This is a genomic window from Mesorhizobium sp. SARCC-RB16n (assembly GCF_008520305.1).
Classification (GTDB): domain Bacteria; phylum Pseudomonadota; class Alphaproteobacteria; order Rhizobiales; family Rhizobiaceae; genus Mesorhizobium.
On the sequence record NZ_ML703271.1, the window covers coordinates 1 to 14,165 of the forward strand.

The window sequence follows — 14,165 nt, forward strand, 5'->3', positions numbered from 1 at the left end:
TCACAACAGGTTGACACAGGAAGTCTCATGCCGCTTCTCCGCTGCGCAGATTGACGATGTTCTTCGCGCCGATGCGCTCGCCGCTCGCTCGATCGAACAGCAAGGCGCTCTTGCCGTCGACAGCAATATGCGCCTTGCCTTCGCTGCGGCCCGGCGTTCCGGCCGGGCGCGAGACCAGGATTTCACGGCCGCGAACGGTGCGCACCAGAGTGACGATCTTCTCGTTGAGCGGCGTCTCGGCCTCAACCGTCACCGGAATGGCGCCGGGCTCGTTTTCGCCAACGAAATGCAGCGCCTCGGGCCTCAGCCCGATGATGCAGTCGCGGCCGACGGCGGTCTCGGGCACATCGGCGAGATGGACCTGCACATTGGACAGGCCGACATAGCCCCCCCTGGCATCGCGCGCGTGCTTGACGTCGAGCAGGTTGATGGTCGGGTCGCCGAACAGCCGCGCGATCTCGATGTTGGCGGGTTCACGATAGATCTGCTCCGGCGTGCCGAGCTGCCTGATGACGCCTTGCGACATCACCGCGATGCGGTCGCCGAGCGCCATGGCTTCCTTGTAGTCCTGGGTGACGTAGACGACGGTGGCGCCGCGATCGGCGAGCAGCCTCGGCAGTTCGAGCCGCATCTCGAAACGCAGCTTGGCGTCGACATTGCGCAAGGGATCGTCGAGCAGCAGAAGCGGCGGCGAACCGACCAAGGCGCGAGCAAGGGCCGTGCGCTGCTTCTGGCCATTGGACAGCGCGCGCGGCTTATGGCTCAGCACATGGCCAATCTTCAGCAGCTTGGCGACGCTTTCGACGCCGGCCTTGATCGCACCCTGTGAGGAACGCTTGGCCTCCAGCGGCGTGGCAATGTTGTCGAAGGCGCTCATGTGTGGAAACAGCGCGAAATTCTGGAACGCCATGCCGACGCCACGGAATTCCGCGTCGACATCGGTCATGTCCTCGCCGCCAATGAATATTTTGCCTTCATCCGGATCGATGACGCCGGCAACGAGGCGCAGCAGCACCGTCTTGCCGGCGCCCGAGGGTCCGAACAGCACCAGCGTCTCGCCGTCGGCGACGGTCAGCGACAAATTGTCGAGGACGGTCTGGCTCTTGTAGCGCTTGACGACATTTCTGAGTTCGAGGCGGGTCATTTCTATCCTTTCACCGCGCCGAGCGACAGGCCTTCGACCAGATAGCGCTGTGCGTAGAGGGCGAGCGCCAGTGTCGGCGTGATCGACAAGACGATGGCCGCCGAAATCTGGCCGTACTGGATGCCCGATGAGGTGATGAAGGCGAGCGCGCCGACCGTCACCGGCTGCTTGTCGGCCGAGGCGAGCACCAGCGCGAAGACGAAATTGTTCCAGGCGAAGATGAAGGCGAGCAGGCCGGCCGCCGCAATGCCCGGACCGGCGAGCGGCAGCGCGATCTTGCGGAAGGTGGCGAACCAGGAATGGCCGCCGATGCGGTAGGCATATTCGATGTCGGCCGGGATATCCTCGAAATAGCCGCGCACGATCCACAGAATCAACGGCAGGCAGATCAGCTGGTAGACCCAGATCAGGCCGATATAAGTGTTGGCGAGCCCGAGCTTCTGGAAATAGAGGGTCAGCGGCAACAGCACCAGGAGCGCCGGCGCGAACTTGAACGACAGAAGCGTGAAGGCGATGTCCTCCGAGCCGCGGAATTTGTGGCGCGCGAAGGCGTAGGCCGCCGGCACGCCGAGCAGCAACGAAACCGCCACCGAGGTCACCGACAGGAACACCGAATTCCAGAGATTGCGCATGAAGGCGATGTCGAGCGTGCCGGCAGCGGTCATCAGCTTGCCGGTGATCAGCGCGGTGTAGTTGGCGAGCGTCGGTTCGAAGATGAGCTGCGGCGGGATGCGCAGGATGGTCTCGTTGGTCTGGAACGACATCATGAAGATCCAGACGATCGGGAACATGAAGAAGATCACGACCAGCGTGAGTGCCACGCCGCGCAGGATGCGTTCGAGAAGCGAGGTGTGTTCCATCGCCGCCGCCTATGCCTGGCCACGGGCGCGTTCGCGCAATCTGAGCCAGTTCTTGATGAAGATGTTGGAGAGGAAATAAGTGATCGCCCACAGGATGATCATCAGCGCCGCGGAGCGGCCGACGTTGGTCGACTGGAAGAAGTTGAGATAGGCCTCGACCTGGAAGACGGTCAGCGTGTCGCCCGGTCCGCCCTGGGTCATCGCGTAGATGATGTCGAACTGCTGGATGGAATCGAGCAGGCGGAACAGCGTCGCCGTGAGGATGTAGGGCGTCAGCATCGGCAGCGTGATGCGGAAGAAGACAAAGCTCCTCGGCACGCCGTCGAGCGCGGCGGCCTCGAATGGCTGCGTCGGCAGGCTGCGCAGGCCGGCGAGCAGCAGGATCATGATGAAGGGCGTGTAGACCCAGATATCGACGAGCACGACGGTGAACAGCGCCGTCGACGGCGACGACGCCCAGCGGAAATCCTGCAGCCCGATGAGGCTGGCGAGATAGCTCAGCACGCCGAAGCCCGGATTGGTCATCAGCTTCCACATCAGCGCCGCCAGCGCCGGCGCCGTCATCAGCGGCATCAGAAGCATGATCGAGATGAAGTTGTTGAGCGTCGAGCGCTTCTGCAGCAGCAAGGCGATGGCAAGGCCCAGAAGCAGTTCCAGCACGACCGTGGTGCCGGCATAGAGCAGCGAGACTTTCAACGTGTTCCAGAACTTCGGATCGGTGAAGAAGGAGATGTAGTTGTCGCCCCAGTTGACCTGCCGCGCCCAGGGCTGGCTCAGACGGTAGCGCTGGAACGAATAAACCACCGAGGTCAGGAACGGGATCAGGATGCCGATGCACACCAGCAAGGCCGGCAGGCTGAGCACATAGGGCAGCACCCGCTTGCTGATCCGGAAGCCGGACGGACGGTTTCTCTGAATGGTTGCGGCAGTCATCCGCTGCTCCGTGATCCCTGTTGCTTCGCCCTGCCGGCCGCCCGAGGGAGGCAGGCGGCCGGGGGGCGAATTGGCGGCAGCCTCGCAGCGCCGCATCGCAGACGTGAAATTGCGGGTTGGGGCTGGCCCGCGCAATGCCGGCCAGCCTGCGGCTCCGGCCTAGCCGAGACCGGCTTCCCTAAGCTGGCCGTTGATGCTCTCGGCGAGCTTATCGAGGCCTTCGTCGACCGGCACTTCCTTGGCCACCATCTTCTGCAGCGTCGCCGCCCATTCGGTGGTGAGGTCGAAGAACAGCGGCTGCGCGGTGAACTTGATCGAGGCGCCGGCCGCCGAAGCGTCGAACATCTCGACATAGCCGGGGTAGCTCTTGTTCAGCTTCTCGCGGAACATCTCGTCCTTCCACACCGACTGGCGAACCGGATCGACGAAATCCATCTTGGTGGCGCCGAACAGGCCGTGCTCGGGACCGGAAGCCCATTGCAGGAAGTACCAGGTCGCGTCCTTGTCCTTGGAGAAGTTGGACATCGCAAGCGACCAGATCCAGATGTTGGGCGTCGAGGCCTTGGCTTCCGGATTGGCGGTGAAGGCGGCATAGGCGAGCTTGCCGGCCATCTTGTTGTCGCCGCCATTCATGAAGTAGCCGAGGCAGTCGGCGTCGAAGATCATCGCCGAGGCGCCGGCGCCGAGATCGGTGCCGACCTGGTACCAGGTGTAGGTAGACCAGTCCTTGGGGCCGCTCTCCTGAATCATCTGCACCCATTTGGCATGGAAGGCCTTGGAGCCGGCAGTGTTCATCGCGGCCGACAATTTGCCGTCGGCCGAGACGGTGAGGTCCTTCTCGTTGAAGTTCGAGTAGGCCGACAGGAAGCCCGGATGGATCGTCGCCCAGGAGCGCGAGCCGCGCACGCCGATGCCGTAGACGCCGCTGCCGATATCCTTCTGCAGCTTGGCCGCCGTCGTGATCATCTCGTCAAGATTGCCGGGGACGCCGACGCCGGCCTTGTCGAACATGCCCTTGTTGTAGGTGATGTTGTTCTGCTCGAAAGCCCACGGAATGCACCACTGCTTGGCATCCTCGGAGCCCAGCGCGCCGCCCGGCTTGCCGTTCCAGGCGCAGGATGACTTCACGCCGGGCAAGATGTCGTCCCAGGCATAGTTCGGATTGGTCTTGGCCGGGTCCTTGATCCATTCGTTGAGGTCGGTGATCCAGCCGGCGGGACCGTAGGTCCAGGTCATGTAGGCGCCGGTCATGAAGGCGTCGTATTCGGGCGAGCTCGCCGACAGTGCCGCGGTCACCTTGTCGAAATAGACGTCTTCGGGGAAGACGTCATAGACGACGTTCATGCCGGTCAACTTCTTGAAGTTCTCCAGATCGGCGATCATGGCATCGGCGTAAGGATGCTTGTTGAGCAGGAGCTTGATGGTCTTGCCCTTATGCGCCTGCCAATCGAAGTCCGCGGCAAGCGCGCGGGTCTGGCCCAGGTTGAGCAGCGTGCCGGCGGTGCCGGCGGCGAGACCCATGGCTCCCAGGCCCTTGATCAGTCCGCGACGGTCGACTTGTCCGCGCAGGAAGGCGTCTATCAGGTCTTTCTCTTTCTCATGCATTTCGTCTTCTCCTCCACAGGGTAGTTTCAACTGAACTTGTTGCCGGCTACCCGACCGGCGTCTCTTCCACGAGCGATCGCGCCGTCCGCTCGTCCGTTATCAGGCCCTTGAGATAGCGCCCCTCCAGCACCGACTTGATGGCTCGAACCTTGATCTTGCCACCGGCAACGGCGACGATCCGGCGGCTGGCGATATCCTCGCGCGTCAGCGCCAGCGCCCGGTTGGAAACGGTCGTCGCCACCGCCTTGCCAGCCTCATCGAAGAAATGGCCGAGCAATTCGCCGACACCGCCATTGCGGCGGATCTCCTCCATCTCACCCTTCTCGATCATGCCGGTGGCGACCAGCGATGCCTCGCGTTCCGATGTGCCAATGCCGGCAAACAGCAGGTCGGCAGACTTGGCGAGATCGAAGACCTCGCTGATGCCCTTCTGTCCGAGCAGCACCGATCGGTCCTCGACCGTATTGGCGAACATCGGCACCGGCATCACATAGGCTTCGGCGCCGGTGCGTTCGGCGAGGCGGTGGATGACGTCATGCGGGTTGGCCGAGAATTTCCGCGTCAGGCCGCCGAGCAGCGAGACGAACCGGATCCGGTCGGTGGTGGTGCGCGGCAGGTATTCGACACAGGCGGCGAGCGTGCGGCCATGGCCGACGCCGATCAGCGCCTGCTCGCCGCGTTCGATCTCGCGCTTGAGGAACTGAGCGCCGGCGATGCCGAGCGCCTTGAGCGGCAAATCCTCGGAATCGAAATCCGGGACCACCTCGCAATAATCGAGACCGTAGCGGCGGGACAATTCGTCCTCGAGCTCTACGCATTCCGATACTTCGCCGTCGATATAGACCTTCACCAGTCCTTCCAGGTTGGCCTTGGTGATAAGGCGGTGGGCCTTGAGGCTGGTCAGCCCCAGCCGCTTGGCGACCTCGGACTGGGTCAGGCCGCCAGCGTAATGAAGCCATGCGGCACGCGCCGCCATGCTGGCATCATCGTCGCGCAAGAGGCCATTTCCAAAACCAACCACGTTCCCGTCCCAGTGATATTTTTATCAGTTGGTGCAAAATTTTTCACACGAATTGGCCGAAGTCAAGCGCCACCTTTCAAATCGCGTGGCGACCGGTCGAGCGGCCGCGCCGTGGTTCGGCCGGAACTTCAGGAGGGCAAAGGGGTTCTTAGATCCATAGCCCGAGGCGCGCCGGCTATCCGCGAGGAACGTCGGCGCCGGCAGGCGCCACCATGAGAATGCAATGTTGGAGCCGCTTTGCTGCGATATGCCGCTTCATCCGACATGGCCGGATCTTGTCGCCCGGCTGCTGCTTGCGCTGCTGGCTGGTTTCCTCATTGGCCTGAACAGGGAAGCGCGTGGCCACACCGCCGGGCTTCGGACGACCATCCTGGTCGGCCTTGCGGCTGCGGTTGCCATGATCCAGGCCAACATGCTGCTTGATACGACGGGCAAGGCAATGGATCTCTTTGCCGGTATGGACGTGCTGCGCCTCCCGCTTGGCGTGCTGACCGGCGTCGGCTTCATCGGTGGCGGCGCCATCCTTCGGCGCGGCGACCTCGTGACCGGTGTCACCACCGCCGCCACCATGTGGATCATGACGGTGATCGGACTTGCGTTTGGCGGCGGCCAGTTCGGTCTTGCGGGAATTGCAACCCTGCTGACGCTGCTGACGCTTCAGGTGTTGAAATGGGTCGACCTCAAGGTTCCGCGCGACCACCATGCGATCCTGTCGGTTTCCTGGCCGAAAAGTTCACCGCCCGATCTTCAGGAGATGATACGGCCGCTCGGCTATGGCGCACGCCTTGCTACGATGGAGCATGACTGCAGCCGCGACCGCTTCGTGTACTCGTTCAATCTCGAATGGAGACAGTCCGATGCGACCGAACCTTCAACGGAAATCCTGACGCTGGTCACCCGCGAATGCGAGATCGAGCGATTTGATCTAATCGGCGAGAAAGCTGCCTGACCAATGCCTGCCGATTTGAAGGGAGCAGACCTTACTGCAAGGTCCGTGCGGCGGAAGGCATGGAATGATCCCGCGCGATGCCGGCATCGGCGTCCCCCTCGCCGAGCGAACGATCGAGGCCCGTCGCCACCACCGAGACCCTGAAGCGGCCTTCCATGCTCTTGTCGAAGATAGCACCGACGATGATATCGGCGTCCTCATAGACTTCCTCGCGAATGCGCGTGGCCGCTTCGTCGACCTCGAACAGAGTCATGTCCCTGCCGCCCGAGATCGACACCAGGACGCCCTTGGCGCCCTTCATGGACATTTCGTCGAGCAGCGGGTTGGCGATCGCGGCTTCCGCCGCCTTCATCGCCCGGCCGTCGCCGGACGCCTCGCCGGTTCCCATCATGGCGCGGCCCATGCCGCGCATCACCGATTTAACGTCGGCGAAGTCGAGGTTGATCAGGCCTTCCTTGACGATGAGGTCGGTGATGCAGCTGACCCCGGAATAGAGCACCCGGTCGGCGATGACGAAGGCATCGGCGAAGGTGGTCTTGGCATCGGCGATGCGGAACAGGTTCTGGTTGGGGATGACGATGACGGTGTCGGCGGCCTCGCGCAGCCGCTCGATGCCCTCTTCGGCCATCTGCATGCGGCGCCTGCCCTCGAAGGTGAACGGCTTGGTGACGACACCCACCGTCAGGATGCCGGCCTTGCGCGCCGCCTGGGCGATGATCGGAGCCGCACCCGTGCCGGTGCCGCCGCCCATGCCGGCGGTGACGAAGCACATATGCGTGCCTGCCAGATGGTCCATGATCTCGTCGAGCGATTCCTCGGCCGCGGCACGGCCGATCTCGGGCAGCGAGCCGGCGCCAAGGCCTTCCGTGACATGTGCGCCAAGCTGGATCAGCCGCGTCGCCTTCGACATGGTCAGCGCCTGGGCATCGGTGTTGGCGGCAATGAACTCGGTTCCCTGAAGCTGCTCCACGATCATGTTGTTGATCGCGTTGCCGCCGCCGCCGCCGACACCGATGACGGTGATCTTGGGTCTCATCTCGGAGATTTCCGGCTTCTTGAACTCGGCCATGCCTGCTTCTCCTTCGCCAATTGCGCGCGCTTCACGGCCCACCCGCAGACTGCCTTCAAAGAGATTGCAATCGAGCGGCATGACGCGAATCAGTCCGTCCGGATGGGTACCCCAAAAAGCCAGAGAGCGGCCGGACGTGCAAGTGCGCGTAAGGTCAAGATTTGTGATGAAGACGCGGACCTCGCGCGACCGACTGTCCGATCCCGGACGATCGCGATAGATCAGGCAGCACGACAGAAGCCCGGCGACGACTGGGTAGAACTCGCATTTGCCGATTGCCTTGATCGCCAAAGCGAGATCTCTGCGGACTTCGCCACCCATCCAAGCCGATGGTGTATATACCCCCTCCAGAACCAAGAAGGGGTACGAGAGAGTTGTCCAGTTTGCCATCCATGAGATTGCGGCGGCCGGGATCGCGGCGGGGAACCTTTGCCGCAATGAAACATCCCGTCGATCACGGCGCGATGGCCGTTTCAGGCTATACGGTCCCCTGGCACACTGTGGCCGGAACGCCCGTCGCCCTCCATGTCTCGTCGTCACAGCAGGTGCGCGATGTGCGCGTCGTGCGGCTCGACACGCCATCGACCGAGTTCATCGACTGGCATGTACAGTCGACCGGGAATGCCGTGTCGCATCGCGACTTCGATCATGGATCTTTCCTGAAGATCGCGGCGTCGGAACTGGCCAAGGCCCCTGAGATCAGCGGTGTCGCCTTCGAAGTGTATTTGACCCGCAATGATGGCGCCCGCGTGCTGTTCGAGAGTGGAAACCTGCGCCTCGGCTTGCAGGATGGACGGCTGACGTCAGGCCACGACGGCAAGCTGCTCGAAACCGGCGTGACCTTGCCGGCAAACACCTGGCTTATGGTCGAGATTTCGTCGAACGACGGCGTGACCGTGCTGCGGATCGACTCAGACGATCTCCTGTCGCCGTTTCGCCTGCATCGTCAATTCGACCTGCGCTGGCGGCCCCTGCCCGGTGACATGGTCTTCGGCACCAGCGCGGCAAACGACCTGAGCTCTCTCAACGCCAAGTTCTCGGCAATCGCCCTGCAAACCGCGGCCGGTCGTATCGCCTGGACGTTTCCCACCCTGCTGCCGAGCAGCTCGCTCGCTTCGACTGGCGCGGATCGGGTCCTTTTGCTGGAAGCGATCAACCAGCCCGCCTTCTGCATGACCTCGCGCCGGTGGGACGGGTCGAGTTTCGACCCCCGCCTGGTGCCGTCGCATTACGACGCCGTGCATTGCCACGACGACGACATGGGCGCCTTGCAGTGGCCCGCCTCCCACCAATTGCAGGTTCCGGACGAAGCATCCGCCGGCGTCTATGCCTTCGAGGTCAGCCATGATGCCGGATCGGAGCGTATCGTCTTCTTCATTAGTTCGTCGGCACGCCGCGCACCATTGGTGTTCCTGGTGCCGACGGCCACCTACCTTGCCTATGCGGATGAATTCCTGCCGGCGCATCTCTACGAATGGATGTGCGAGGATCGCGGCCATCGCTTTGCGATCGATAACAATCTGAAGTCGCTCTACGATCACCACAGTGATCTCAGCGGCGTGTCGATCTGTTCCATCAGGAAGCCGAAGGCGACGCTGCGCGACGACTACAATTATCCGCTATGCGGCTGCCCGCACAATCTGCCGGTCGACCTGCATTTTCTGCGTTTCTGCCACAGCAATGATATCGCTTTCGATCTCATCACCGACCGCGACCTGCACGAGCGGGGCCTTGCCGGCCTTAGAGACTACCGGGCCGTCATCACCGGCAGCCATCCCGAATACATGTCGGTCGAAATGGAGCATGCGCTGCGCCAGTTCGCAGCGGCGGGCGGCAGCATCGCCTATCTCGGCGGCAATGGTTTTGCCGGCAAGGTGGCGTTCCAAGACGATCTGATGGAGCTGCGCCGCTCGCCGCTCGAGGCGGGCCGGACCTGGGACGGCGCCATCGCCGAACAGTCGTTGTCGATTACAAACCAGCCGGGGGGCTATCTGCGCGCCAGTGGGCGCGGTGAGTTCTCGCTGACCGGCGTCGCCATCTCGCTGATGGGGTTCGACGGCGCGCGGCCTTTCACGCGCACGCCGGAAAGCCATCAGCCGTCGGCTGCGTGGCTGTTCGACGGCGTCACCAGCGAGACCTTCGGCGACGAGGGCATCGTGCTCGGCGGCGCCGCCGGCTACGAGGTCGATGCCACCGACCCGCATCTGGGCACATCCCCCGAGACCATGGTCATTGCGCGCGCGACCGGCTTCCCGGACAGCTTCGTTCATGACGCCACCCGCTGGTACGAAGGAGGAGATATCCAGCGCGACGGACGCCGCTGCGCGGAGATGACGCTGCGCTATCTGTCTTCGGGCGGTCTGATCTTCTGCGCGAGTTCGGTCGCCTGGTGCGGCGCCTTGCCGACGGGCGGCGCCATGAACGACGTCGGCCGGATCACGAAGAATTTGTTGACGCATCTGGCGGCAAAGGGCCGGCCGGACCGAGATAGATAGATACGGAGAGGACGGCAGCCCGCCGCACCGCGCCGGCTCCAGCAGTTGGCTTGCCGGGCAACGATCGAAGCGTCTATCATGCCTAATCAATCGGCGGCTTGGGTGTTCCCGCCGTGCCGGGCCTCAGCTTTGTCGCGGCGCGTGCCGTTAGGGTCAATTTCAGAACACATGAAGCAGCGCTCCCGCCAATGGCCGACAGAACACATTTCGGTTTGACCGCCGTCGATACCGTGCCCCTGCACGAGAAGGTCTATCTGGAGCTTGTGCGCGCCCTGATGTCCGGCCAATTCCTGCCCGGCCAGAAGCTGACCTCGCGCAAACTCGCCAGGGAACTCGGTACCAGCGACATGCCGGTGCGCAGCGCCTTCATGCGACTGCAGGCATTGCGGGCGCTGAGCCCGATGCCGAACGGCAGCGTCGAGGTGCCGGTGATCTCGGCCGAGCGGTTTTCGCAACTGACCGCCGTGCGCACGCTCCTCGAAGGCCCGGCGACCGAGCTGGCAACGAAGCTCATCAACGGCAACAATCTGCGGGCGATCCGACGCCATTGCGCGGAATTGACCCTGGCGGCCCGCAAGGGCGATATCGGCGACTATCTCCGGAAGAACCACGATTTCAAATTCTCGATCTATCGCCATTGCGGCAACGAGCAGATGATCTTCCTGATCGAGACGGTGTGGATGCAGGTCGGCCCGTTTCTCAGAAACCTCGCCATGGGGTTCGAGGACGGCCTCTCCTCCATTCTGGATATCGACTATCACGAGGAAGTCGTCGCGGCGATCGAGGCGAAGGACGGCGCGCGGGCGCGGGAAGCCATCGTTCGCGACATCGACGAAGGCGCCGCCCACATCCTGCGGCAGGCCAGATTCCCGAAGCCAAGAAACCAGGCTGTGAACCCATAAATCGAATTATCGACATATCTGGTGGACTCATGCCGTTGCTAAACGCACAGCCAGCGGACCTCAAAGTCGTGGTTAGGCTCGATCGTCCCTCGGAATTCGGGCACCGCTCTAATCGCGATAGCTTCATTCACTCTTAGAGCTTGTTCCACAATGTCCGCCAATTGCTCGTGGCGAGGCCAATCCACGGCAAGCGCGGGATGTCTATCGCCTGTTTGAAGCCTCCCGTCGGCGCGATGCTCTTGGTATCGGCGCCAGATCAGCCAATCCTCTCTTACGGCAGCCAACTGTCCGTCATCGATGGGTGAAAGCAAGAATACCCGGCTCCAATCATCGAGCGCATCATCCCATTCGCACCTATAGGCGTATGCTTGGCCGCGATATTCTGCGATGCCGTTTCTAGGCCCGTCGTAATAATCGTGGACTGTGAGGACCGGTTCCCATTCGCTGATCGCTTCGCTAGCCATGCCCCGAATGTAGAGCAGCTTCTCGAACGGCAGCAAGCTACTAGCGGCTTTCATATTGTGCCGAACTCTGATTCAGCGTCGGTATCAGCCGATATGACCTGACCGACTTCGAGTGGCGCGTGATTGAACCGCTCCTGCCCAACAAGCCACGAGGTGTGCCGCGCGTCGATGACCGCCGTGTGCTAGAATGGCTGGCCGACATCAGCTCAAACCGGAACAGCCATGCTTGCTCGGGTGGCGAACCCGTCACGCCGAATGCCCCTTGGCTTTCCAGCTTCATGCCTCTATGCTGCGATCGCAGATCGCGCAATTGGTTTTGAAATGCCTCCCGACATCCCGGCTAGTGACTTGAAGAAATAAGGAAAAATATCCGCCACAGGCCGGATATGGTTTCTGAAAACTCACGAGCATTTTTATCAGGGATAGCTCAGCCGATCAGGCTTGGGCACCTTCGAAAACCAGAGGTTAGAAATTGAGCGATGCAATTGCCGACGTTTTGAATTGGCTTGAAAGCCGAAGCGACATCCAGAGCCTGAGGGCCGCGGTGTGCGACCTCAACGGCATCATGCGGGGAAAGCGCATCCCGGTCGAACAGGCCCGCAAGGCGCTGGAAGGCAAGCTGCGCATGCCCTATTCGCTGATCGGGCTCGATGTCTGGGGCGAGGACATCGAAGGCAACAGCCTGGTCTTCTCGACCGGCGATGCCGATGGCCTTTGCCAATGGACGGGACGCGGCATTCTGCCGGTGGAATGGACGGCGCATCCGACGGCGCTCGTCCCGCTGTGGCTCGCCGACGAGAGCGGCGCGCCCTATCTCGGTGATCCCCGGCGGGCACTGGCCCGCATCCTCGATCGCTACAAGGCGCTCGGTCTCACTCCAGTCGCGGCGACCGAACTCGAATTCTACCTGGTCGATCCGCAATCGCAACGGCCGGTCGGACCGGTCTCGCCGGTCACCGGGCGGCGTCTCGATTCCGACGCGGCGTTGTCGATCGACGAGATCGACGATTTCGAGGCCTTCATCCACGACATCTATGAAGCCTGCCGCGCGCAAGGCATTCCTGTCGACACCGCCATCGCAGAAAACGGCGTCGGCCAGTTCGAGATCAACCTGAACCACGTCGCCGACGCCCTGCGGGCAGCCGACGATGCCGTCTTGTTCAAGCGCACGGTGAAGGGCATTGCCCGCAAGCACGGCTTTGCCGCCTGCTTCATGGCCAAGCCCTATGGCGACCGCGCCGGCAACGGTTTCCATGTCCATTTCAGCCTGATCGACGGCGACGGGCGCAATGTGTTCGACGACGGCACCGACCAGGGTTCCGACACGATGCGCCATGCCGTGGGCGGGCTGCTGGCGGCGATGGCCGAAAGCACGCTGGTGTTCGCGCCGCACTTCAATTCCTACCGCAGGCTTCGCCCGCGATCCTATGCACCGACCGCGGTCGCCTGGGGTTACGAGAACCGCATGGTCGCGATCCGCATTCCCGGCGGCCCGACCGGTGCGCGCCGCATCGAGCATCGTGTCTCGGGAGCCGACGCCAACCCCTATCTCGTGCTTGCCGCAATACTGGGCGCCGCACTGATCGGCATCGAGAAGCAGATGTCCCCGGGCGACCCGGCGGGGAATGACGGGCAAGGCGTTGCCCCCGCCAAGCTGCCGCCGGACTGGGCGTCGGCGATCGCGACGTTCGAAGTCGGGACGCATGTGGCGGAGATCTTCCCGGCGATCCTGCGCGACTCCTTCGTCGCCTGCAAACGCCAGGAATTGAATACATTTGCGCTCAACGTCAGCGACTTCGAGATCGAGACCTATCTCGAAAGCGTCTGAGACGTTTACGTCGAGCGCTCGGCCTTCAGCACCGTGACCGCCGCCTCGCTGTTGTGGACATAGTCGTTGGCGTCCGGCTGCTTCTGCACCAGCAGGATGAACAGAAGGTCGGTCAGCGTCAGCTGCGCGTCGCGCGCGGTGATGGAGGAGGAGCGCGCGCGTTCCTCGTCGGCGATGGTGTAGAGGCGGATATCGGCGACCCGGTTCAGCGGATTGTCGTGCAGGCCGGTGACGGCGATCACCGTCGTGCCGCGCTTGGCCGCAAGCTCGGCGATGCGCAGGGTTTCGATGCTGGCGCCGGAATAGGAGAGCGCGAACAGCACATCGTCAGGGCCGAGCGTCGAGGCGTTGGCCATCTGGATGTGGCTGTCGCTGTCGTGCAGCACATTGCGGCCAAGCTTCATGAGCTTGTAGGAGAAATCTCGCGCCACCAGCGAGGAGGCGCCGACACCGACCAGATGGATGCGCCGCGCGCCATCCAGCAGCTCCAGCGTCCTGGAGATGATGCGCTCGCTGTTGGCGGCGACGGTCTGCTGCATCGACAGCAGCTTGCTGCCGATCAGCTTCTTCAGGATGACCGGAAAACCGTCGCCGACCTCGATCGAGCCATGGATGACGCCGGCCGGCACCTGCCAGTCCTGCGCCTTGGCCTCGCTGACGGCGAGCTTGAGTTCTTGGTAGCTGGCATAGCCGAGCTTCTGGCTGAACTTGACGACGCTCGACTGGCTGCGGCCGATCTCGGCCGCAAGTGCGGCCGTCGACAGCCGCAGCATCTGGTCGGGGTTGTCGACGATATACCGGCCGATCTCGCGATCGCCGGGCGCCATGCCGTCGAGCTTCGCATTGATCCTGCTTAAGACGGACACGGGAATCCCTCGCTCTTCAGACTTGCAGA

The 14,165-nt window shown here is 62.8% G+C and carries 12 protein-coding genes and 1 pseudogene; 5 read left to right on the top strand and 8 right to left on the bottom strand.

The window, feature by feature from the left end; genetic code table 11:
- Positions 1-25 precede the first annotated feature (25 nt).
- The 5 genes from C7I87_RS19685 to C7I87_RS19705 all read right to left on the bottom strand — a co-directional run bounded on the left by C7I87_RS19685 (position 26) and on the right by C7I87_RS19705 (position 5,563).
- Positions 26-1,144, bottom strand: coding sequence for an ABC transporter ATP-binding protein (locus C7I87_RS19685; protein WP_149905777.1), 1,119 nt, complete (start codon positions 1,142-1,144; stop codon positions 26-28).
- 2 nt (positions 1,145-1,146) lie between these two features.
- Positions 1,147-2,004: a carbohydrate ABC transporter permease gene (locus C7I87_RS19690; protein ID WP_013896836.1), complete on the bottom strand. Its 858-nt coding sequence runs from the start codon at positions 2,002-2,004 to the stop codon at positions 1,147-1,149.
- A 9-nt stretch (positions 2,005-2,013) separates the two neighbouring features.
- Positions 2,014-2,937, bottom strand: a complete 924-nt coding sequence (locus tag C7I87_RS19695) for a carbohydrate ABC transporter permease (protein ID WP_149905778.1) — start codon at positions 2,935-2,937, stop codon at positions 2,014-2,016.
- 159 nt (positions 2,938-3,096) lie between these two features.
- Complete coding sequence (locus tag C7I87_RS19700) at positions 3,097-4,542, bottom strand: extracellular solute-binding protein (protein ID WP_149905779.1); 1,446 nt, start codon at positions 4,540-4,542, stop codon at positions 3,097-3,099.
- Positions 4,543-4,588: 46 nt separating this feature from the next.
- Positions 4,589-5,563, bottom strand: coding sequence for a sugar-binding transcriptional regulator (locus C7I87_RS19705; RefSeq protein WP_188393909.1), 975 nt, complete (start codon positions 5,561-5,563; stop codon positions 4,589-4,591).
- A gap of 223 nt (positions 5,564-5,786) precedes the next feature.
- On the opposite strand from C7I87_RS19705, the gene C7I87_RS19710 reads away from it, so the two are divergent.
- Entirely contained in the window at positions 5,787-6,512 is a 726-nt protein-coding gene (locus C7I87_RS19710) for an MgtC/SapB family protein (protein ID WP_149905780.1), read from the top strand.
- A 31-nt stretch (positions 6,513-6,543) separates the two neighbouring features.
- On the opposite strand, the gene ftsZ is transcribed toward C7I87_RS19710, so the two are convergent.
- Positions 6,544-7,581 carry a cell division protein FtsZ gene (gene ftsZ / locus C7I87_RS19715; protein WP_149905781.1) on the bottom strand — a complete coding sequence of 346 codons (1,038 nt, stop codon included), beginning with the start codon at positions 7,579-7,581 and terminating at the stop codon, positions 6,544-6,546.
- Positions 7,582-8,018: 437 nt separating this feature from the next.
- Between ftsZ and C7I87_RS19720 the strand changes: the two genes are divergently transcribed.
- Together C7I87_RS19720 and C7I87_RS19725 are read left to right on the top strand one after the other, a co-directional pair.
- Complete coding sequence (locus tag C7I87_RS19720) at positions 8,019-10,076, top strand: N,N-dimethylformamidase beta subunit family domain-containing protein (protein WP_149905782.1); 2,058 nt, start codon at positions 8,019-8,021, stop codon at positions 10,074-10,076.
- A 188-nt stretch (positions 10,077-10,264) separates the two neighbouring features.
- Positions 10,265-10,978: a GntR family transcriptional regulator gene (locus tag C7I87_RS19725; RefSeq protein ID WP_149905783.1), complete on the top strand. Its 714-nt coding sequence runs from the start codon at positions 10,265-10,267 to the stop codon at positions 10,976-10,978.
- A gap of 38 nt (positions 10,979-11,016) precedes the next feature.
- Here the strand turns inward: C7I87_RS19725 and C7I87_RS19730 are convergent, their stop codons facing one another.
- Positions 11,017-11,496: a hypothetical protein gene (locus tag C7I87_RS19730; protein ID WP_149905784.1), complete on the bottom strand. Its 480-nt coding sequence runs from the start codon at positions 11,494-11,496 to the stop codon at positions 11,017-11,019.
- A 29-nt stretch (positions 11,497-11,525) separates the two neighbouring features.
- On the opposite strand from C7I87_RS19730, the pseudogene C7I87_RS19735 reads away from it, so the two are divergent.
- Both C7I87_RS19735 and C7I87_RS19740 read left to right on the top strand, forming a co-directional pair.
- Positions 11,526-11,627: pseudogene (locus tag C7I87_RS19735) on the top strand (IS5/IS1182 family transposase); the annotation flags it as partial.
- A gap of 287 nt (positions 11,628-11,914) precedes the next feature.
- A complete protein-coding gene (locus C7I87_RS19740) occupies positions 11,915-13,270 on the top strand; it encodes a glutamine synthetase family protein (RefSeq protein WP_149905785.1) in 1,356 nt (451 codons plus the stop codon).
- A gap of 5 nt (positions 13,271-13,275) precedes the next feature.
- Here C7I87_RS19740 and C7I87_RS19745 read toward each other — a convergent pair whose 3' ends face one another.
- Positions 13,276-14,136 (bottom strand): MurR/RpiR family transcriptional regulator, encoded by an 861-nt coding sequence (locus C7I87_RS19745; protein ID WP_149905786.1) that lies wholly within the window; start codon positions 14,134-14,136, stop codon positions 13,276-13,278.
- Positions 14,137-14,165: the final 29 nt, after the last annotated feature.